General features: G+C 51.3%; 31 protein-coding genes. 5 read left to right on the top strand and 26 right to left on the bottom strand.

The genetic code is table 11. The annotated features are described in order from the left end of the window. Nucleotides 1-239 precede the first annotated feature (239 nt). Both R7Z47_RS21910 and R7Z47_RS21905 read right to left on the bottom strand, forming a co-directional pair. Complete coding sequence (locus R7Z47_RS21910) at nucleotides 240-710, bottom strand: hypothetical protein (RefSeq protein ID WP_347880240.1); 471 nt, start codon at nucleotides 708-710, stop codon at nucleotides 240-242. Between the two features lie 29 nt (nucleotides 711-739). Continuing rightward, the gene (locus R7Z47_RS21905) at nucleotides 740-1,228 is read right to left on the bottom strand and encodes a DUF1643 domain-containing protein (RefSeq protein ID WP_001273096.1); all 489 of its coding nucleotides are present in this window, start codon (nucleotides 1,226-1,228) and stop codon (nucleotides 740-742) included. Nucleotides 1,229-1,324: 96 nt separating this feature from the next. On the opposite strand from R7Z47_RS21905, the gene R7Z47_RS21900 reads away from it, so the two are divergent. Beyond that, nucleotides 1,325-1,660, top strand: coding sequence for a hypothetical protein (locus R7Z47_RS21900; RefSeq protein WP_000683476.1), 336 nt, complete (start codon nucleotides 1,325-1,327; stop codon nucleotides 1,658-1,660). Nucleotides 1,661-1,674: 14 nt separating this feature from the next. On the opposite strand, the gene R7Z47_RS21895 is transcribed toward R7Z47_RS21900, so the two are convergent. The 4 genes from R7Z47_RS21895 to R7Z47_RS21880 all read right to left on the bottom strand — a co-directional run bounded on the left by R7Z47_RS21895 (nucleotide 1,675) and on the right by R7Z47_RS21880 (nucleotide 3,603). Continuing rightward, nucleotides 1,675-2,145 carry a hypothetical protein gene (locus tag R7Z47_RS21895; protein WP_001281821.1) on the bottom strand — a complete coding sequence of 157 codons (471 nt, stop codon included), beginning with the start codon at nucleotides 2,143-2,145 and terminating at the stop codon, nucleotides 1,675-1,677. After that, nucleotides 2,138-2,509 carry a hypothetical protein gene (locus tag R7Z47_RS21890; RefSeq protein ID WP_000516916.1) on the bottom strand — a complete coding sequence of 124 codons (372 nt, stop codon included), beginning with the start codon at nucleotides 2,507-2,509 and terminating at the stop codon, nucleotides 2,138-2,140. The genes R7Z47_RS21895 and R7Z47_RS21890 overlap by 8 nt, the downstream gene beginning before the upstream one ends. Before the next feature lie 10 nt (nucleotides 2,510-2,519). Continuing rightward, nucleotides 2,520-2,714: a hypothetical protein gene (locus R7Z47_RS21885; protein ID WP_000343597.1), complete on the bottom strand. Its 195-nt coding sequence runs from the start codon at nucleotides 2,712-2,714 to the stop codon at nucleotides 2,520-2,522. Nucleotides 2,715-3,054: 340 nt separating this feature from the next. After that, nucleotides 3,055-3,603: a transcriptional regulator gene (locus R7Z47_RS21880; RefSeq protein ID WP_001061574.1), complete on the bottom strand. Its 549-nt coding sequence runs from the start codon at nucleotides 3,601-3,603 to the stop codon at nucleotides 3,055-3,057. A 162-nt stretch (nucleotides 3,604-3,765) separates the two neighbouring features. On the opposite strand from R7Z47_RS21880, the gene R7Z47_RS21875 reads away from it, so the two are divergent. Both R7Z47_RS21875 and R7Z47_RS21870 read left to right on the top strand, forming a co-directional pair. Next, nucleotides 3,766-4,116: a type II toxin-antitoxin system RelE/ParE family toxin gene (locus tag R7Z47_RS21875; RefSeq protein ID WP_000270043.1), complete on the top strand. Its 351-nt coding sequence runs from the start codon at nucleotides 3,766-3,768 to the stop codon at nucleotides 4,114-4,116. A 4-nt stretch (nucleotides 4,117-4,120) separates the two neighbouring features. Continuing rightward, nucleotides 4,121-4,423, top strand: a complete 303-nt coding sequence (locus R7Z47_RS21870; protein WP_000124640.1) for an XRE family transcriptional regulator — start codon at nucleotides 4,121-4,123, stop codon at nucleotides 4,421-4,423. A 26-nt stretch (nucleotides 4,424-4,449) separates the two neighbouring features. On the opposite strand, the gene R7Z47_RS21865 is transcribed toward R7Z47_RS21870, so the two are convergent. The 17 genes from R7Z47_RS21865 to R7Z47_RS21785 form a co-directional block, all read right to left on the bottom strand. After that, a complete protein-coding gene (locus R7Z47_RS21865) occupies nucleotides 4,450-4,743 on the bottom strand; it encodes a chromosome segregation protein ParM (protein WP_001239997.1) in 294 nt (97 codons plus the stop codon). Nucleotides 4,744-4,830: 87 nt separating this feature from the next. Beyond that, nucleotides 4,831-5,103, bottom strand: a complete 273-nt coding sequence (locus tag R7Z47_RS21860; protein ID WP_001043047.1) for an HU family DNA-binding protein — start codon at nucleotides 5,101-5,103, stop codon at nucleotides 4,831-4,833. 57 nt (nucleotides 5,104-5,160) lie between these two features. Then, entirely contained in the window at nucleotides 5,161-5,688 is a 528-nt protein-coding gene (locus tag R7Z47_RS21855; protein ID WP_001236377.1) for a thermonuclease family protein, read from the bottom strand. A gap of 230 nt (nucleotides 5,689-5,918) precedes the next feature. Further along, nucleotides 5,919-6,776, bottom strand: a complete 858-nt coding sequence (locus tag R7Z47_RS21850; protein WP_001167032.1) for a hypothetical protein — start codon at nucleotides 6,774-6,776, stop codon at nucleotides 5,919-5,921. Continuing rightward, nucleotides 6,763-6,990, bottom strand: coding sequence for a hypothetical protein (locus R7Z47_RS21845; RefSeq protein WP_001447532.1), 228 nt, complete (start codon nucleotides 6,988-6,990; stop codon nucleotides 6,763-6,765). Before R7Z47_RS21845 ends, R7Z47_RS21850 begins: the two co-directional genes overlap by 14 nt. Before the next feature lie 2 nt (nucleotides 6,991-6,992). Further along, nucleotides 6,993-7,511: a nitrite reductase gene (locus tag R7Z47_RS21840; RefSeq protein WP_000210756.1), complete on the bottom strand. Its 519-nt coding sequence runs from the start codon at nucleotides 7,509-7,511 to the stop codon at nucleotides 6,993-6,995. Further along, nucleotides 7,508-7,954 carry a Fe3+-siderophore ABC transporter permease gene (locus R7Z47_RS21835; RefSeq protein WP_000919345.1) on the bottom strand — a complete coding sequence of 149 codons (447 nt, stop codon included), beginning with the start codon at nucleotides 7,952-7,954 and terminating at the stop codon, nucleotides 7,508-7,510. The genes R7Z47_RS21840 and R7Z47_RS21835 overlap by 4 nt, the downstream gene beginning before the upstream one ends. Continuing rightward, complete coding sequence (locus tag R7Z47_RS21830; RefSeq protein ID WP_000422768.1) at nucleotides 7,954-8,313, bottom strand: hypothetical protein; 360 nt, start codon at nucleotides 8,311-8,313, stop codon at nucleotides 7,954-7,956. Before R7Z47_RS21830 ends, R7Z47_RS21835 begins: the two co-directional genes overlap by 1 nt. 56 nt (nucleotides 8,314-8,369) lie before the next feature. Continuing rightward, complete coding sequence (locus R7Z47_RS21825; protein ID WP_000591074.1) at nucleotides 8,370-8,798, bottom strand: hypothetical protein; 429 nt, start codon at nucleotides 8,796-8,798, stop codon at nucleotides 8,370-8,372. A 33-nt stretch (nucleotides 8,799-8,831) separates the two neighbouring features. Then, a complete protein-coding gene (locus R7Z47_RS21820) occupies nucleotides 8,832-9,692 on the bottom strand; it encodes a DsbA family protein (RefSeq protein ID WP_000139698.1) in 861 nt (286 codons plus the stop codon). Between the two features lie 15 nt (nucleotides 9,693-9,707). Then, a complete protein-coding gene (locus tag R7Z47_RS21815) occupies nucleotides 9,708-10,667 on the bottom strand; it encodes a S49 family peptidase (RefSeq protein WP_000829616.1) in 960 nt (319 codons plus the stop codon). Next, the gene (locus tag R7Z47_RS21810; RefSeq protein WP_000539392.1) at nucleotides 10,667-11,521 is read right to left on the bottom strand and encodes a hypothetical protein; all 855 of its coding nucleotides are present in this window, start codon (nucleotides 11,519-11,521) and stop codon (nucleotides 10,667-10,669) included. Before R7Z47_RS21810 ends, R7Z47_RS21815 begins: the two co-directional genes overlap by 1 nt. A 4-nt stretch (nucleotides 11,522-11,525) precedes the next feature. Next, on the bottom strand, nucleotides 11,526-11,819 hold the full coding sequence (locus R7Z47_RS21805; protein WP_001370730.1) for a hypothetical protein: 294 nt from the start codon (nucleotides 11,817-11,819) through the stop codon (nucleotides 11,526-11,528). A gap of 10 nt (nucleotides 11,820-11,829) precedes the next feature. Beyond that, complete coding sequence (locus tag R7Z47_RS21800) at nucleotides 11,830-12,303, bottom strand: hypothetical protein (RefSeq protein ID WP_000057877.1); 474 nt, start codon at nucleotides 12,301-12,303, stop codon at nucleotides 11,830-11,832. 96 nt (nucleotides 12,304-12,399) lie between these two features. Next, on the bottom strand, nucleotides 12,400-12,921 hold the full coding sequence (locus R7Z47_RS21795) for a hypothetical protein (protein WP_000805800.1): 522 nt from the start codon (nucleotides 12,919-12,921) through the stop codon (nucleotides 12,400-12,402). Nucleotides 12,922-12,923: 2 nt separating this feature from the next. Next, the gene (locus tag R7Z47_RS21790) at nucleotides 12,924-13,445 is read right to left on the bottom strand and encodes a hypothetical protein (RefSeq protein WP_000393785.1); all 522 of its coding nucleotides are present in this window, start codon (nucleotides 13,443-13,445) and stop codon (nucleotides 12,924-12,926) included. A gap of 4 nt (nucleotides 13,446-13,449) precedes the next feature. After that, nucleotides 13,450-14,058, bottom strand: coding sequence for a hypothetical protein (locus tag R7Z47_RS21785; protein ID WP_000849071.1), 609 nt, complete (start codon nucleotides 14,056-14,058; stop codon nucleotides 13,450-13,452). Between the two features lie 268 nt (nucleotides 14,059-14,326). On the opposite strand from R7Z47_RS21785, the gene R7Z47_RS21780 reads away from it, so the two are divergent. Together R7Z47_RS21780 and R7Z47_RS21775 are read left to right on the top strand one after the other, a co-directional pair. Continuing rightward, nucleotides 14,327-15,442: a phosphoadenosine phosphosulfate reductase family protein gene (locus R7Z47_RS21780; RefSeq protein WP_000946102.1), complete on the top strand. Its 1,116-nt coding sequence runs from the start codon at nucleotides 14,327-14,329 to the stop codon at nucleotides 15,440-15,442. Nucleotides 15,443-15,459: 17 nt separating this feature from the next. Beyond that, nucleotides 15,460-15,894, top strand: coding sequence for a hypothetical protein (locus R7Z47_RS21775; RefSeq protein ID WP_000883925.1), 435 nt, complete (start codon nucleotides 15,460-15,462; stop codon nucleotides 15,892-15,894). Nucleotides 15,895-16,930: 1,036 nt separating this feature from the next. Here the strand turns inward: R7Z47_RS21775 and R7Z47_RS21770 are convergent. The 3 genes from R7Z47_RS21770 to mobI are packed head-to-tail and all read right to left on the bottom strand — an operon-like array spanning nucleotide 16,931 to nucleotide 18,874. Continuing rightward, on the bottom strand, nucleotides 16,931-17,995 hold the full coding sequence (locus R7Z47_RS21770; RefSeq protein ID WP_000044787.1) for a RepB family plasmid replication initiator protein: 1,065 nt from the start codon (nucleotides 17,993-17,995) through the stop codon (nucleotides 16,931-16,933). Between the two features lie 20 nt (nucleotides 17,996-18,015). Beyond that, complete coding sequence (locus R7Z47_RS21765; RefSeq protein ID WP_000127321.1) at nucleotides 18,016-18,303, bottom strand: hypothetical protein; 288 nt, start codon at nucleotides 18,301-18,303, stop codon at nucleotides 18,016-18,018. Between the two features lie 4 nt (nucleotides 18,304-18,307). Next, nucleotides 18,308-18,874, bottom strand: coding sequence for a conjugative transfer protein MobI(A/C) (mobI, locus tag R7Z47_RS21760; protein WP_000375812.1), 567 nt, complete (start codon nucleotides 18,872-18,874; stop codon nucleotides 18,308-18,310). Between the last annotated feature and the right edge of the window lie 69 nt (nucleotides 18,875-18,943).

Here is an 18,943-nt window from a genome sequence, read left to right as displayed (position 1 = left end):
GGTAAGCAGAGTTTTTGAAATGTAAGGCCTTTGAATAAGACAAAAGGCTGCCTCATCGCTAACTTTGCAACAGTGCCTTTTCAACACAAGCGTGATCATCGGTGCATCCGCACCCTATACATTTAGCAGTGAGCATAAGCGCCTCCCCAAGTAAATTAACAACATCATAGTATCATTATGTGATGCTGTAAATATTAAAAAGAAAGCGGCCATAGCCGCCCTTCCGAAGTAATTTTCCTTTAGTGGTTGTCTTGGCCCTGTTTCCAAGCGACGAATGCCTGCACTAGCGGTACGCCATCATCACTCAAGGCATTCCCTTCTATCCATCCGCCTCGTATGACGACAGACTGCCCTGATTCCAAGCCAAAAGGTTCCCACTCAGAAGCCACCGGGGAACCGTCCACCAGCAGGTCGAGATCTTCAATCCATTTATCCCGGCCATCCAGAGTTTTCCAAACTGAGTCATCGACCCAAAAGGCCTTGATTTGTTCTGGTGTGGCATTGGTCCAATCGTTGTCTTTCCCGTCAGCAAGTGAAAGTACAGAGTCAACCGTTTGCTGCCAGTTCGGCCAATCTTCTTCGACAACAACGCAAGTAAGCGAGCTCTTGCCATTTGCTCTGCGGCCATCATCAACCTTCCGGATCAGCCTTTCCAGTGTCGCCAGCTCCTCATCGCAGAGCACGGCCTGTGCATCGCTTATCTTTGCCACGAAGTAACGTGCTTCAAGCATCGACATAATTATTTTCCTCCCCAGGGCACAAGTTTTGTCGAATATCCAAGCATTAGTGGGTGCTTCGGGTCCCCCGAACCAGTCACGCCAAATGCCAATACCGGCTTCCCAGATGCAACGAGCTGCTCTAAAAGCCTGTCCAAATGAACATGCAAAGACTTAGGCAGCTTAGTTCGGCTCCCCCAGCAGGGCACCAAGACATCAGCATCCCGAATAATCCTTTCCAAGTGGATTTCATTTTCAGGCCCGACAGGATCAACCGCCGTAGCCAGCTCTCGAACGTCGGTCGCCCGAAAAGCAAAAGCATTACCGACTATGAATCGCCTCCCTCCGTTGACCTTGGTAAACCCTATCCACTTTCTGACCGTGTGATCGTCCTCGGTGGCCGTGGCCGTAGAGCCGTTTACACCAAAATAACCGAACACAAGGCCTTCGGGTTGCACATCCCTTTCCAGACGGTATCTGTACATGCCGCACTTGCTGATAATTGCACTCAAAGTGTCACCTCTTTTTGAATGAAAAATGCCCTTTCACAGTTGCATTTTTTAATGCTGTGATAGGATAAAAGTGTAAGTTGAAAAGGAGAGATGACCATGAAACATGTACTGAATATCGCGCTGATGGCTGTTGTTATTCTTGGCCTGGCTATGCTTGAGGCCACCAACTGGGGTTACGCAGTGCTGGCTATCCCGGCAGTGATTTGGGCCAAGTCGGTGCTCAACCTTCTGCACAAACTGCCGGTTCTGGCTGCTGCTTTTTGGATTCTGGTTGCTGTTTTCGCGTGGCAAGCGGCACTTGTTGGTATCCTGTTCTATGGCGTACTTGCGACCCCTAAAGCGCCAGCAAACACCAATGGCAAGAAAAGCCGAAAAGCCAATCTGATGGGCACTTACAGCTACGACTTTAAAACCGGCGAATGCTTTAGCTAAGACTGGCTCCACGGTTATTTCTCCTCAGCCTTCCTGATGGGCGCTCTCAGCGCTCTCAGGACAGCTTCTTCAAGAGCTGCGGCCCCTGCCCTATCACGTCGCTTTGTTAATGCCCCATATTGCTTCCTGATGGGTAGCATCAGCTCTTCGAGTTCATTGCGCTTCCTATCGTCGGCTTCAAGTTTCTCGCTTCGCGCCAAGGCTTCGGCTTGCTCGCTTTTTGCTTGCCACTCTATCTTGTCGCCTTGCACTTCCCATGCTTTAACGTAATGAGCATCATCCAGACCTTTTGCTCCGTTGTCCGAAAACGAGGCCCCTGAGTAAATGCCACCGACAACCCAGCGCCTTTTGCTTTTTCCCTTTGAGAAATACATCTCACGGCCTAAAACACCATCGCGCAAAGTGGCTACCGAGATAAATAGCCCAGCGTCCCCTTTCCTAAAGCCGCAGAACACAAACTCAAGCGGTTCGTATAAATCACTCATGCTGATCACTCCGAAGAACAGACAAGACCTTCTCAGCTCGCTCCTGGAGGTCTATGAGTTCGGCAGCATCATTACCGCTCAATGACATGTCCCCGCCATAGAGGCGATACTCAACGCTGTCCATCGCCTGGCGAAGCAATCCTAGAAGAGCATTCACGTTTGCCGGTGTTGATAGGGCGACGGCTTCACCTTTCAGCTCACGTCCATTAAATTCCGACCACTCGGCTATGCCTGTCAGTTCGCAACAATTTGAGCAGGACATACTGGCAACATTCTGGGGATCGTCTGGACAGTGTTCATTGATGACAAAGTTCATCTCGTCACTGCCGCACTTTCCACAAATGATGTGTACTTTTTTGCCCATGCTGCTGCCCTTAGTGGAGAGTCTGCTCTTCCACAACAATCATCCCGTCAACCAAGCTGATTGTGGCGGGACCGCAGTTACCCAGCACCTCAGCTTTGACTCCGTTGTTCAACGCGACATAAAGCCGTCTCGCCCCGTTGGTGACGCGGATGCCTTTCTGGTCGAGTTGTTCAAGCATTTCTTCGTAGGTAATTTTTTCGTCCATCAGTTCTCCTCAGCAAGGATCTCGTCGATGAGGTTCTTTGCTATCAATCTGGCATCCAAAGGGACAGCCAGGCTGTCAATTCTGCCTCTTTCATGGGCAACAATGAGTTGCGCCTTCCAAGCTATCCCGGAAAGAGAAGCATCAGGTTCTTTACCTGAGCTTCTCATACATCTTGCGTTTCGGTACGCCGCCAGCCACTCAGGTCTGGTTGAGTTATAACGCCCAAGGCCAGCTTTTCGTTGGAAGCACATTCATCGCGCACCTTTACAGATTCATTTTATGATACTGTAAACAATAAAAAGACACCTTGCAAGACTTTCACATGTGAAAGTTTTCTGGTTTACATCTGCTCGCTTGGATCAAACCCCAAAGCCTTGCACACGTCATCCAGGTCATCGAGCGTGAAGAATCCCAGCGTCAGTTCCCCGGAGCGCTTCGCGGGGTTATAGCGAACTTTGATAGGCCTACCCGTAGCATCGCTCATCAGGGTCTCCAGGCGCTTAATGTCTGCATCCCTGTCCACTTCTTTGCCCTTCGCTATCGCCTCAAATTTATGAACCGGTGTCCTGGTATGCAGGAGATCCCTCAGGAGCTTTTCTCTCTTGCTGAAAGGTAACTTAGCCACGGCCCTCACATGCCCCAGGGTGATCTTGCGTGGATTTCTGAGCCAGAGTGTTAGCTCTTCCTCCGATAGCGTACCGGCGCGTTTCAGGTGTGTAACCGTATAGACCTTCTCAATACCCAGATCCTCTCTGATCTGACTGTTTGAACGCCCCTCTCCGCTTAGGAACGCGACCACATAGGCCTTTTCTGCATCAGTCATGCCTGGATGCTGGTGGTAGTAGTCAATGGCTTCTCTTGCATCGAGCAGTAGGGGTAGGTTGTTCATTCAGGACACCTTTTAGTCACATGACTATATCGAGGCTTATTCTACCCCCTATTTTAGTCACATGACTACTTACTGACATTTCGGCCCCCATCGCCGCCGATTTTTCTTGATTATAGGTTTGAATCTATATAGGATTGCACCTATATTAAGTAAGGAGAAATCATGTGGGTCATCGAGACAACCGACACCTTTGATGAGTGGTTCGATGCTCTGGATGATACCGATAGAGCAAACGTGCTGGCTTCGATGATGGTGCTGCGAGATAGAGGCCCCATGCTGTCGAGGCCATACGCGGATACTGTTAACGGTTCATCCTACAGCAACATGAAAGAGCTTCGGGTCCAAAGCAAAGGAGATCCTATCAGAGCGTTCTTTGCGTTCGATCCAAAGCGTAAGGGGATTCTTCTCTGCGCCGGTAACAAGACCGGGGACGAGAAAAGGTTTTATGAAGTAATGATCCCAATTGCAGACCGTGAGTTTGCGGCGCACTTGGATAAATTGAAGAAGGAGTGACGTTATGGCAAGAACTCTTGACCAAATGCTGGCAACAGAAAAGCCTGAGGTTGTTGCCAAAGCACAGAAAGCGGCCACTGAGATGTTACTGAACATCCACTTGGCAGAGCTTCGTGATCGCATGAACCTTACCCAGGGGGAAATTGCTGCATCTCTGGGTGTGAGACAGCCGACAGTCTCCGAGATGGAAAAACCTGGACGAGATCTCAAGCTGTCGTCCATTAAGCGGTACGTTGAGGCCTCCGGTGGCAAGCTACGCCTCGATGTTGAACTTCCGGACGGCACCCACTACGGCTTTGCCGTTTAACTCGATACGCCCCGTTATGGGGCGTATTACTTCTCTTGCTCTTCTTCCAGCCGTTTTCGGTATATCTCTCCTGCACGTTCCCTGCCATCGTCGGTCAGCCTAAAGGCCAGCTTTAGAGAAGCATTCCGGTACTTGTTCAACAGGCCGTTCTCCACCAGCGTGTGGCATGACGTTCGGAAGTTCGTTCCATGAATACCGCTCTGGCGAGCTGAATTGATCATCTCCAGTATTTTTACACCTGGTACAGGCTCGGCTTTTCCACCGGCCTCAATTGCGTATAGAATGAACAAAACGTCTTTTTGAGTTGACGACAATCTCATCCCTTCCCCTTATTCATGTCTGATATGAATAAGGCTCCCACGAAGGAGCCTTATGTAAACCTTATTCATGTGTCACATGATTAAGATCTAGTTCACGGAGTCTTTCAACCCCTTACCAGCTTTGAACCCAGGAATGTTGGCCGCCGCGATCTGGATGTTCTCTCCAGTCTGGGGATTCCGCCCGGTTCGCGCTGCGCGTTCCTTAACGTGGAAAGTACCAAACCCAGTGAGCGCTACTGTCCCACCCGCTTTAAGCTCCTCTGTCACTGAGTTGATCAGCGCATTTACCGCAGCTTCGGCCTTTGCTTTGCTAATGTCAGCGTCTTCGGCCACTTTCATAATCAGTTCACTTTTGTTCATCGTTATTCCTGTTTGTTTTCTTGGTTACTGTTTACACCTGCATACTCTGGGGTGTGGTTAGTGCTTTCTTCGCCACTCCCAAGGGGGAGTTCTCTCCGATTCCGGTAATGCCCAGAGACCTCGCTTATCGGCTTTGGCTTCGGCCTCCAGCTTGAACAGCTCCGGTGTTTTGGCGTACTGCCGGTACACCCACGCACTCCCAGAACGGACCATTTCGGCATTGACCCATTTGCCATCGACATAAAGGTTGGCGACCAGACGGCCATAACGGTCTTTGTCGATTTGCTCGACTTTAATCATTCGACCAAACACCAGATCGGACAACGCCTGTTTCGCCTTTGAGCCGTAGGGTTGTTTCTTCTCTGGGGTGTCGATTTCCGCCAGCCTTACCCGGTACTGGATTTTGCCGCTCCGGCAATCTTTCCCGGAGTCACAGCTTTGTTCAGTCAGGACCTTGACCGTATCACCGTCAGACACCCCCACAACCTTCGCAGTAAAGGTTTCTGCCCATACCTGAGGGGCCACCACCAGCATGGCTACCAGGAACGCTGAAACCCCCGTATTTTTCACAAAACCTAACCTCATAATCACTCCATCCAAATTACTTTTTTTTCCCAGCCGGTAGAGCCTTGGCCCAACAGAGCCTTGTTTCATCCACCTTGCTGTCTACGATTCGACAGGCATCCCAGTTAAGAGATGACCAGTGAGCAATGGCAGAGGCCAACCAGTACCACGGTGCCGTAAACACCGGCTGGCCCCCTTCCTTCGTTTTAAATACCTGGTATCGCATGTTGATCCTCCTGTTTGGGTGAGGCTTAGGCCTCGTAATAGAAATTTTTTGTGTCCGGATAGGGTTTAAAGCAATGAGCCGTGGCTCTCCCCAGGGAAAGCACTGAAGCCTCAGCTTCCGGCGCTTCCTCAGTGTCTTCACGAAATTCCCCGCCAAGTTGCTTCACCCATTCGGCAGCGAGCTGCACACCTTCATCAAAGGGAACTTTGTTCTTTTGAAGCACATCCAGATAGGAAAGCAGCAAGCAGTGAGGCGTAATGACGGCGGTGTTCCAATCGGTTGCGAGCCGTGTTTCGTCCATATCTGCATACCAGGCATCAACCTGATGTTTCAATCCGATCTCGGCCATCATGCCGTGCTTACCGGCGACCTTTCTGCCTTCCTCTACCACATCAACCGGGGCGTCCCAGTAGAGGACTCCCCCGTCCGCTTCTTGGGTCGCACAGGTTGCACCTTGCGGCCAATGCCTCCGTTCCATAACGAGCTCGCAGAGCGTTTGGTTGCCTACAGGAGCCTTGTAGTCCTCATCGAGATTCACCACGATGGTTTCCGGCTCCTGTTCAACCGGTGGCAGGTATCTGGCGACCAGAGGCATTGTCAAAATCACAGCCCCATCCATGTGAAAGGATGTTGGAGCCTTCACTATTCGGTCCATTACCCAGCACCAAGCATGAAGCAACCGATCCTCTACCTTGTCGTCAGCCTCAATCTCTTGAACGAACTGGTTGAAACGAACCTGACTATCCAGAAACAGGCCTGTGCTCTGACACTTATCGCTGATCGTATGAATGAGCTCCGCCTGCTCCAGAAGCATTTCTCGGGTGACTTCCTCCACATCACCAAATGCGTCAAACAACTTTGTCATGTAGTCACGAATTTGCATGTTCTTCCCCCTCGGCATCGAATTGCTTTGCAAGCTCAGGATCACCGGCCCAGCGAAGGGCGTCTCCCATATGCGTGAAAGCGCGTTTATTGTTATCCTGCTTATTCACCCTGACCGGCGTCTTTTGGTCACGAGGCTGTAGTAGCCAGTACCCGGCCTCTTCCCTGATTAGTTCTGCGGCCACCAGAAAGCCGTTCTTCGTTGCAATGATCATCATCAGCTCCCGTGGTTAAGCCAGTAGGCATAGATAGTGATGGCAAGGCCTCCCGCGAGCACAATGACTGCGGCGGTACGCTGGACCCACTTCGATGCACCAAACCGCGCCAGGTGTCTCCCCAGGAACTGGAAAGGTGCTGTCTTTCCGATAGCGCGAATCACCCAGGAGATTGCCAACAGAAGGATGGCTGTGGCCGGGTATATACCAACCCCTAAGAGATTCATCTCTCCGACCGCGAGCTGATAGATGAATGCCAACAGCATGGCTACCGCAGTCAATACAGCTACAACCTTGGTCCCGTTTCGCCAGTCCCACGCTCGACGTGCGTCACTGGTAAAACTCACCATCGAGACAAGGAACGGCATAAATGGCAGGTTCATGCTGGTGGGTTTATCCATGAATGCGTCAAGACCCACAAACATGGCCGTCATCACCACATAGAACAACAGGGCGGGGACAAGCATGTCGCGTAAAGACCGAACCTGGTTGGCGTTCGCGTTTTGAGTATTCGTCGTCATTGTGTTTGCCCCTTCAACATTCCCCATAGCTGACGGTGAAGATCAGCGATTACCTTGTACGTCCCCTTCACTGCTGGTTGCTCAAGGGTCTTGAGCATCCACAAAGCAATAAACAGGCTGGAAAGCAGTGCCACCACCAACTGGATGTTGTGGCTACTCAAATAGACGGCATAGCCGTTTAGGCAGGCACTCAATAGCAACCAGACCCTGGCCGTCATCAGCCCCCAGCGGTGATAGGTCACGAGCAGGTAGGCTGTTACGACAGAACAGAGTGTCATGGCACCAGAAGTGGCTAGGTAAACGACCCATGTACTGGCCTCGCCAGTGACGTAAGTGCCACCAACGGAGAAGGACAAGCCAAAGATCCAAATTGCTGCATTCCGGAGTAGGGCATCAACAATGATGTAACTAGCAGCGAGATTGATAATTCCGCGTTTTAGCATTACCCCCTCCCGTTATTCTGATACCTGCCCAGCTCAGCCCTGAGCCTATTAATTTCTTCCGTGGCTTCGGCCAACTGCTCCCGATACTTCTTGAACTGCTGATATGAATGCCAGGACTGTCCTTTCGATACTGACTTCGTGATGGCGGCGACCTCATCCGGCGTCAACCGGGTGAGCTGCTCTTCCGGATAGATCAGGATGGTGTTGCTGTCCCAGTCAAAGCCTGCGTGAATAGCTTTCACCCCCACTGTAGGGGTTCCACCAATCCCACCTGGCTGGTGGATGACAAGCCTCAAAGGCGCTGAGGCCTTGTGTGGATGAAGGCTATCGAGAGCCTCTTTTGCTTCTTGTAACTCCATAGATTCACCTCATAGTGAAATCAGGCCCCGGAGAGCCTGACTTTCACATGTGAAAGTTAATTTGCCTTCTGCTGTCTGGCAGAAACCCTCAAGGCCAGCGCCTTTTGCATGTCGGGCTGCTGGAAACGCACCTTGGTCCGATCAGGCCAACTGTCCATTTCATTGCACCGCAGGGTGTCTATGGCCGCATCACGGTAAACCTGATAGAAGTCGGTTCCACCTATGGAGTTAATTGCCATCATGGCGGCAAACATCGGGTTACTGTTCATGACGCTTGTAAGAGTCTCGGGGGTCATTGGGGTGTCGCATGACTTGTTGAGGGCAACCAGCAGGTCATTACCAACCAGGGCACAGGCAGCGCATACCTGTTTGGTATCATCCAAGGCCTTCGCGTATTCGTTGTTTGGCTGAGGGACGCTTGAGCAAGCCGACAGGACAAGCAGCCCCGCCAGAAGGCATCCCAATTTAGTTGTAATCTTGATCATCAGTTCTCACTCCACTTTCACATGTGAAAGTTTTTATTGGTTCGCGGAGTCGTCTTGTTGCGACTCAATCATCATTTTTCGCATCACGGCCATGATGGCTTGCGCCGGTTGAGCGCCGCCGAGAAGCTGGCTCTTGCCGGTATGGTTGTCCACTACAAAAGTGGCTGGTGTCCCGTTGACGCCATAGCTCTTGGCTTTCTGGATGTCAGCTTCAACCTTGTCTTCGTACTTTCCTGAGCCGAGGCACTCCCGGAACGCATCCAGATCAGCACCAACACCAGTGACAACAGAGGCCAGGTCAGCAACACCGCCACCATTCCCCTGGGTATGGTGGAAAATGTCGTTAACGAAGACCCAGAAGCCACGGTTGCCCTTCTGCTCAGCAATACATTCAGCGGCCAGAGCTTCCTTGTGAGCTGCCGGGTTATGGAAATCGAGAGGCATGTGCTTCCACTGCCAATTCACATTGCCTTTGCTGGCATCCACAATTTGTTTGGGTGTGTCGTGGAATCGCTTGCAGAATGGGCACTCCATATCGGAGAACTCCACCAGCGTGAACCGAGCACCAAGGTCCCCGTAGATGTGTTTGCCTTCTTCGACCTTCTCAGGTGCTGCCTCGAACTGGGCATACTTCTGATCGATGTCGGCTTGTTGTTTCTGCGCGACAAACTTGTTGATGCTTTCGGCCACAGCAGCTTCAAACTCTGCCTTGCTTTTGAAGGTGACGCCTTCGGCATCCTTCACCTGGTTGACCGTAGACTTCACGTTGGCGATCTCTTGCGCCAGATCCTTCTCTTTCACGAACTGGTAGATCCCGAACCCGGTTCCTACGAGCCCCAAAAGAATGGCGGCAACAACCCCGAGACGTAGTGATTTGGTACTTTGTTCTGTCATATCAAACTGCTCCTATCAGTAAACTTTCACAGCGCTGAGTTCTTGCACGAAGGAACTGGCTTCGAGCTTCGCTCGTTGGGTCAGTCGCCGGATGATGTCTTCGGTTGGTGTGTAGTCCACCAAGTTGCTCTGGTGGATGACGTCTCGCGCCACGGAGTTCAAACTACCCAGGCCATCAATCAGCCCAATGTCTTTGGCCTGCTCCCCGTTCCAGAGCAATCCAGAAAACACCTCTGGGTCGTCTTTCAGTCGATCACCCCGCCCAGCCTTCACTCGTTCGATGAACTGCTGGTGGGTTTTCGATAGAACGCCCTCCCAGAATTTCTTCATGTCAGAGGTAAGAGGGGAGAATGGGTCGAGAAGCGCTTTGTGCTCTCCGGAAGTGATAGCCCGGCGCTCGATGCCGAGCTTGTCCATCAAGCCGGTGAATCCAAACCCCGAGCTGATGACGCCGATAGAACCGACAAGGCTGGCGCGGTCAGCATAGATTTCATCCGCAGCAGAGGCGATGTAGTAACCGCCAGAGGCACCGATGTCATCAATGATGGCGTAGACCTTTTTCTCCGGATGAAGGGCTCGCTGCGCCTTCACTTCGTCATAAATCCGTCCTGCTTGAACCGGGCTACCGCCAGGGCTGTTTATGCGAAGCACGATAGCTTGTGAGTTCGGGTTGTCGAATGCAGCTTGGATGGACGGGATAAGGTGATCAGCATCGGCCAGAGTGCCAGCAGCAATTTCACCACGGATGTTGATATACGCGGTGTGAGGGGCTCCTGCCTTGGCGCTTTGCCACGGCATCCCACCCGGATTAGATGCCAAAATGATGAAGCCGATCATGAGAAGCACGAAACCAGATGCGCGAAGCACACGCAACATGGTCCGCCAGCGCCGGTCTTTCACCTGCTCTTTATGCAGGGTGAACATGTACTTCTCAATGAGTTCTTTCTCCCAGGGGATCTCTTTGTTTTCTGCCATTAGTTTTTCCTTTTGCATGTTTCGATTATCAGTCCCCAGAACTCTTCATCAGCGCTATCAGCCCGGTCTTTGACTTTCTGGTAAACAAGGTTGGTGTTGAGCTGATGCTCACGACAGAACTGAGCAATGTTGCTGTAGGTCCTGTCCAGATAGGTGAAGGGTTTCCCTTTACCTTTTTTCTTGGCGAGGATGAGCTTCCACTCATCATTGGAGAGTTTGTCTGCGGCCTTCCCGGTGTCCGCAATGCGCCTACGCACCGTTACCGGATCAAGTCCATGTGCTCTGGCTATGCTGGCAACGCAGTTGAACTTCCGACCGTCAATCATGACAGTAGGCAAATCACCAGCGGCAGCCTCCTTGAATCGGAAACCTCTGTAACCTGGTTTGAAGATCCCAGGAGCAAGTTGCTCACGGAACTCGATTGCTTGTTCTGACCTGACAAACTTGCTGTCGATTTTGCCGAGCATGTACTTAGCCCGAGCGATTACCTGGTAAAGCGTCTTCTCCAGGAGCATGGCGTCAGCAGCTCGACTCGGAAGACCTATGTCGTCTTCTTGCTCGATACCCAACATTTCTGCATGGCTGGAGCCTTCTGCATGTCGGAAACAGCCGTCGTACTCAAAAAGAAAGGAGGCCAAACCTCCTCTCAGCTTTGCTTTGAACCGGGTGTTGGCCGCGTTCTCTGGCGCTGGTGCCAGCTCGGACACTTCAAGCCCTAAATTTGCGGCCAACTTCCGCAGGTCTTCCTCTCCAATTCGGCATCCAGGCTGCATAACCTGCGCCAGAGCAGATTCATCAGCACATCCGCGTTCTTTCAGCTCAGCCAAGAGGTAGGGAACTCGTACTACCCCCATAAGCTCAAGCTCCCTGAATCGCGTGGACCACCAGCTCACAGAGTTTCCCGTACACAGGAGCAAGGCAGAGTGAAGCCATCACCATGCCAAAGGCTTTCGATGGAGCCTCTTTGGCGAACTTGGTCAACCACGGCATCATGCCGCACAGAGCAGCAACCATAGCGCCAGCCACCCCCAGGGAAGGGAATGCCATCACTTGGGCCAGAATGAAGAAACACTGGGCGTATGCCGCATGGGTCATCGCCTTCTTATCTGCTGCCGTGAACTCCACGGCATCTACGCTTTTGACTTTTTCCATCACATTGTCCTCATGCAACATCAGGTTTTCCGAAAAATTTCTCATACACTTCGAGGTCGAAGGCCAGCATGGTCTTTGCCGCCTTTTCACTAAGCTGGTGGAGGCTAAGCATCTGAACCTTGTCAGTGCCGGTCACTTGCAGATCCACCGCGAACCACGTCCCACCTTTGGTCACGGCCAGAACTTGCACCGCCCAGGGCTTATCCAGTCGTTCGGGCGGAGTGATCATGTTCGACACTTTGGCGACCGTCGCGGTTGAACCTACCCAGTGCTTGTCGAACGCAATGACGTTCAACGCTTCAAACGCATCCTTCGCAGCTTTAAACCGGCTCCGGACAGCATCTTGTTGCTTCCAAGCCATGAACTGGAGAAGGGTCATTCCACCAGCCATAAGGGTGAGAAAACTCAAGCCATTGGCGGCAGCTACGACCGTCGCTACCAAGGACCCCAACATGACGAAGCGGTTATGTTTAAGCTGGGCCACTATTCACCTCCTATACCAACCAGCGTACAGGACTTTTCAAAAATGCAACCCCGCCTAGCTGCCCAATTCGGGCAACCCTGATTCAATCCAGAACTTTCACATGTGAAACTTTCCGCCACAGGAACAGGAGGTTTTTACCTGACCAGAACGGATGGATTGATAGCGGTGCCACAGCTTGACCACTTCTTTTTCGCTGAGAAGGTTTGTCTTGATGTAACGGACTCTATCCCCGTCCGCTGTCTCAACAACGGTTCGGACATAGCCGTACTTGGCAACGGGTGCCTTGTACTTGTGTGACAGAATTACCCGGTAAACCGAGAGCTGGATAATGTCCGACTCATAGATGTGGTTTACCTGGCGCAGCTTGGTGTCCAAGGGAATGAGAACCCCATTCTTGGTTTGGTACACCTGATCAACCCTGCCGTGCATGGGCACCGGCTGTGTGGTTGATATGTCCTGTTCGGACAAAAACAGAGTGGCCGAGCGCAGCTCATAAGGCATGTTCTCTGATTTCCACCACGCCCAGGTGTCTCCAATGCCGCGTTTGCGCCATTGGTCCACTTTCGCAATGACGAAAGGGGCGATGATCAGGACGAATATCCAGAGAACTGGCTTCATGACTACCTCCGGCCCCTAAACCACTCTGGATGATTGGATACATCCATGCTCTTAACCTGTGATGAGAAGACCAGTAGCTCTTGGGTCGTCAGGACGGTCTCAGGAGCCCGAGCGATGAAAGGTCTCAGCAATTCAGAACCCGCATAGATATTGATGACCATATGCAATCGCTCTGTTGCTCCAGAAACTCTCCGCCAGCTCCGGTAGGTTTCTGTTGATTTGGCATAGCCAACCAAGGCAGGAGCCAGCGTGTCGGACTCCTTCGTATTCAACTTCCCTTTTGCTGCCTTCGATACGAACTCAGCGATCACCGAAGCCAGCATGTCGGAGGTAAGGTGAAGCGGCAGCTTTATCGTGTCGAAGTCAGCCTGCTTGATGGTGAACAGGCGGATGTGATCGTTGCGGTAGTCACGCACATAGATGACATGACTCTCAAATGGGTTGGAGTGGTTAAAGGCATCCATACCCCAGCCTGCGGCCTCAAGATGTGCGTTTGATACTGACTTGTCGTAATCAAATTCCACGCTATTACTCTCCGTCTTGTCGTTCAGGAACTTTCACATGTGAAAGTTTTCCGTCGGTCATGATGTCCAGGACGGCTTTGCCCAGTCTCATCCCTTTATGGTTTTGAACCGGGTCTCCCTTGTAGAAAAGTCCTGGCTCGTTATCGGGATGGAATACCCCGTGAGGAATGTTGTCGTGATCGCCCAGCCACATGCGTAGCCTCAGATCCACCAGCCACCCATCATCCAGGACAACCCAGAAATGCGGTGTCACGATGTCCTTGGTCTGTTCGTTTCGCACAAAGCCATACATGCAGTCATGAGGTACACCCGCTTCATTGAGTAGGTGGCTTACTGCCCATGTCATACCGTCACATTCCATCTGGCAGTCATCCAAGGTCATAAGGACGGCTTCCAGTTCCCGGTGCCACTCCGTCATTTGCTTGGCCGCAGGTTTTACCACCAGCTCGTTTTTGTTTTCTGCCAAGATGATGTCTTCCTCGTCAATATTGCATTCGTCTATCGCTTCCGAACGGATGGATACCGCTTCATCCCAGTCATCGCTCGATCCGAAAATGCTCCAACCCTCAAGACCGTAATTCACCCATACGATGAACCGCTTTATCGTTTTCATGTGCGGCCCCCTTTAACCGTGCAACGTTCCCACATACTCACCCCTTCAAACCGTAACCCCACCAAAAAGCCACTTCTTGATGATTTCCAATCAGCAGCGGCAGGTTGCCCCTGAACTAACCTCACCGAAAAACCACCTTTAGATTGCTTTCTGGTGCTTATCAAGTTCTCCTGAGTGATTAGTCGTTCTGAAAACTTTACTTTTCACAGTATCATTTTATAATACTGTAAATCATAAAAACAACCCAGTAAAGAAAAAAGAGCGACTTATGTTGAGACGAGAAAACCAAGGAGATTTGTTCGATGACCAGGTGGTGTTGCCATCACTGGAGTCGGTTCTTACCGGCATATCTTCCAGTCAGCGTTGTGACGATAGAACAACGTACTTCTCCGCTCCGGATGTGGACCTGAGTTTGTACGATCACATCATTGTTTGCCTGTCTGGAGGCAAAGACTCGATTGCTGCGTACTTGCGGCTGGTGGACATGGGTGTTGATAAGTCAAAGGTGGAGTTCTGGCACCATGATGTTGATGGTCAGGAAGGCAGTTCGTTGATGGATTGGGCCTTCATGCGTGATTACTGTCGTCAGCTCGGGGAAGAACTGGGTATCCCAATGTACTTCTCGTGGCTTGAGGGCGGCTTTGAGGGCGAAATGCTCAAAGACAATGCCTATAGCCACCCCCATCGTGTAGAGACGCCTGAGGGGCTTCTGGTGCTGCCTAGAGACCATAAGCGCTCTAAGCCTGGTACGCGCCTTCGTTTCCCTCAGCAATCGCCATCACTCCAAACAAGGTGGTGCTCATCAGCCTTGAAGATCGATGTTGGCCGCAGAGCTCTTAATAACCAGGAGCGCTTCAAGGGGAAGAAGATCCTTTTCATCACTGGTGAGCGCCGGGAGGAAAGTGCAAACAGATCCAAGTACAACCAGCTTGAGGCTCATGCCTGTGACAGAAGATATGGGAAGACTGCACGGTTAGTTGATGCCTGGAGGCCCGTTCTTCATTGGACTGAGGAGGAGGTATGGGAAGTAATCGAGCGTCACCGCATCCTGGCCCCAGTCCCTTATCGCCTTGGCTGGAGCCGGTCGTCGTGTATGACCTGCATCTACAACTCACAGCGTATCTGGTCCACGATCCGTCACTACTGGCCTGAACGAGCTGGGAAAATTGCTCAGTATGAACAAACCTTTGGTGTGACGGTATCAAGAAAAAAAATCGACGTAATAGATTTAGGTTCTGCTGTTGCGCCGATACAGATTAGTGATGTTGAGGCATTGGAGCAGGTATCCAGAGAAGATTACACGCTCCCGATTTTTGTGCCGGAGGGGCAGAAGTGGGTTCTCCCTGGTGGCGCATTTGGCCGAGAGGCCTGTGGTTCTGATTGATTTGTGCAGAGGTGGCAATGTTGGATTTTGTTTTTTTGGTGTTTTTGGGGTTGGGCATATCTACGGTGCTGGTGCGTCGGTCTTCCCGTAAGGGGATGGATCTTGAGCTGACATGGCTCCAGTCGTTGAAGGTCGTGCTGGTTCGTGGAGCTGTTGCATTGGGCCTGGGTTTTGGCATTGGCAGGCTTGTATTGATGGGGATGCAGTATGGTTTCCTGAGTGAGTCTGTCCTGAGGGAACATGCACTTGTCTCCGTAGCGGTGGTTCTGATCTGTGGGCTTGGTTCGTTCGTTGCGTTTCAGTGGATCATCGGGAGGATCTCTGGAAGATCGATCAGCGTCGTTTCTGTGATCAAAGCTGTGATGTACGAGTCTGGTTACTTTGTGCTGTCGATGCTTATCTTGTTGGTGATACTCGTCCTGTTCGGCCTTGCATACGAGACTTTTTTCTAAAAAAACAGTGTTGATTATTTTTTGTTCAGTGATCAAAAGGATAAATATAAAGATCTTTAGATCTTTGTATAAAGGATTAAAAACGGTTAAAGACAGGTTAGGCGTTCTAAATCACCACTCAACACATTGATATTACTGGTGTTTTCATATTTATTCCGTGCAACAAACCCATAGGTTGCCGTGCAGCGTTCCCATAGGTTGCCGTGCAACGTCCCCACATACCCTTGGATCTTATCCACTGTTATCCACACGGAACCCCTCTTTTTTCCACAAAATCCTTACAAAACAGAGCTTTCGTGCAGCGTTCCCACATATCAGATCTGGTGTTCGTGCAGTATTCCCACATGTCTAAGGTCATACGTGCAGTCGCCCCATATACAATTTTCTGAACGTGCAACGTACCCACATGTCAATTTTGGTCGTTTTTTGCACCGTGCAGCGTACCCACATATGATCGTGCAGCGTTCCCATATACCAAAACCCCGTTTATGCACAGGAAATGTGGATAACTTTTGGCCTCTTTTTGTGTGCGCGTGATCACTTTATGGACTATTAGAGTCATTTTGACTGCTTTTTTAGGTTTGTCCTGATCTGTCAATCTTTGTTCTGCTTCGTCAATCGTGCAGAGTTCCCATATATCGAGAGGTTCAGGACCTGCTTTCGTGCAACGTACCCACATATCAAATCTCATAACGTGCAGGTCCCCCACATCCTCACCCTTTAACTATCAATACCTTACGGGAACCACTCTACGGGAACCACTGGAGCAGCATGGCACTTATCCTTCGTCGTGGCTTACGCTTGCACGATACTGAGACTCAGCTTGCGACTACCGTGCAGCGATCCCATATATAGAGCCCCAGCCCACGCTGCATCTGGGGTCACGTTCGCTCTATCCGTGCAGCTCCCCCATATGCGGAGGCATTCCGTTTCCGGTCCTGCCTGGTGGGCGTACCTTGTGCGCTTTCTTCTGGCATAAAAAAAGGCGCTGACGCGCCTATCTTTCTTTTCCCTGGGGGGTGGGAGATTCTGGTGGCTATCTCCCCTTACGTTGGGGTTCATCAATGATGTCGTGGTCGATCATGCCGTGCTTGATGGCCCGTAGCTCTGTCTGCTGCTTACGCTTGTTGGACGCCATCACCTGCTTCACGAAGTTCTCATGAGGCCTTATGACGTACCGCACGTCGATGACTCTGCGGCCATCCTTGATCTGGTTCGCGTCGTAGTCGCTTATGACCTCTTGTTTGATGAGGGCCTCCAGAGCGAGCTTCATGGCTCTGACGTTCTCCGGCATCCGTGGGCTCAATTCACGAGGGCTCTGGGTCAGGAAGCTGATAAGCGATGGCGTGTACGGCGAATCTGGTGATGCTTGAGTCCAGTAGTGGCTCATTCGCTTGTAGATGTACCGTGCAAGAGGGGAGCGGATTTGCATTCCGATTTTGTAGTTGTACTGACGAAACGACAGATTCATGATCGATTCGTTTACCAGCGGGTTGAACTGCACATAGCACCTGGCGTTCCCGCCTTTCTTGCGAAACTCACCTCTGGTGGTCAGTCCCACCATCGGGAAGAAGCTGGAGCTGATGAAGGCTTCACCGTCATCACTGATACATTCGAGTGTTGCGCCACGACAAACCTGGATTGCTTCCTTGATTTCGTTCAGGTTGTACCCGTGACCCATCTTCGAGAGCTCTTTCTGGAGTTCGTACAGAGTGAACATGACTCCAGCCTTGCCCTCGATGATATGGCCTTTCCCGTTCACTGCGAGCTTGCGTAGAGCATCCTCAAGGATTTCCTCTCGCTGTCCCGCGTAGATCAGCACGGTTCTTCCGTCATCCTTCTCGATGATGGCTGGCTTCACCTTCACCGTGAAATGCTGGCCTCTGATGGTGCATTGTCGTGTCACTACAGCGTTGGATAAATCTTCATGCTCACGCTTTTGGTCCCAAATGTACTTCGGCAGCGCATCGTAGATCTCGATGGTGTTGGAGTAGTCGTCTTTCTTGGCCGGAGATTCAATGATCTCAAACAGGCTCATTTGCGGTGAGTCTTTGATTACGTCGAGTTTCTCCAGGTCTTTGTCTTTGGTTCTCTTGCTCATGATTGTTCCGTCGATACTTTCTAGCTGGTGGTCCATGCCGCCAGCATTGTCAATGCTCCCGCTGCTACCGTCGCTGAAAACACTAGCTGGTAGATGCGACGCTTAGCCCCCGCAGTGCCGCTCATAAAACGCAGGGCTGCCGCTTCATATCGGAAATGAGCGAACTCACCCCGAAGGGTGCTATCTGTCCCCTGTGGCGATTGTGGGCGCTTTGACAGGGCAGGGCGAGGATGGCTGGCGACTTTCTTGATCATCGCTTCACATTTCCCCAGTTTCGCCAATTCAGTGGCCGCTACAGATGCTGTCATGTTGTCACACCTCGTCGCTATGTGTCTTGTTTAGCTGGCGCTCGTACTCGTTTAGCGCCCGGCGAATTTTTGCTAAGGCAGTGGCGCGTTGTCTTAACACGGCATACCTGGTTTCAACTTGCTGGATCAACTCTTGTGCCCAGACAGGCTCTTTCTTGAAGTGCGACATGCTGTAGGCATGACCGCGACCCTTCTTGATATGTGTCGATAGAACCCTTTTCTTTTGTCCGGGAACTTGTTCGACAAATCTGTTGCGATACCACTCTGCAACGAGTGATACGCCTAGAATGCGAACCCGTGTACCGACACGCCCTTGTTCGTCCTCTGACGCTTCTTCACGCGCTGATTTGTGCGCGTTCCAGTACATGTCCGCTTCCTGCTGCGCCTCGACAGCAAGAACCGCTAAGGCGTGATCCAGTTTGCTCCGTACCTCTGCAACAAACTCTCGTCCCTCTGCCTCTAGCAGATCCTCTGTTATCTCGGATCGTTCTTCTTCGAGCTTCGGATCTAGCAGATCTAGCCATCGCTCTGTTGGTAGACTCACCTCAATACCCTCCCAATTCCTATCCAATTCCTATCCACATAACTATCTATCTGGAATTTAAAGCTGATTATTCCAATACTGGAATCTAGTTCTGTC

Source organism: Vibrio sp. 1641 (assembly GCF_033339995.1).
Taxonomy (GTDB): Bacteria; Pseudomonadota; Gammaproteobacteria; order Enterobacterales; family Vibrionaceae; genus Vibrio; species Vibrio alginolyticus.
The sequence above is the reverse complement of the archived record's forward strand: the minus strand, read 5'-3'. Positions and strand labels throughout refer to the sequence as shown.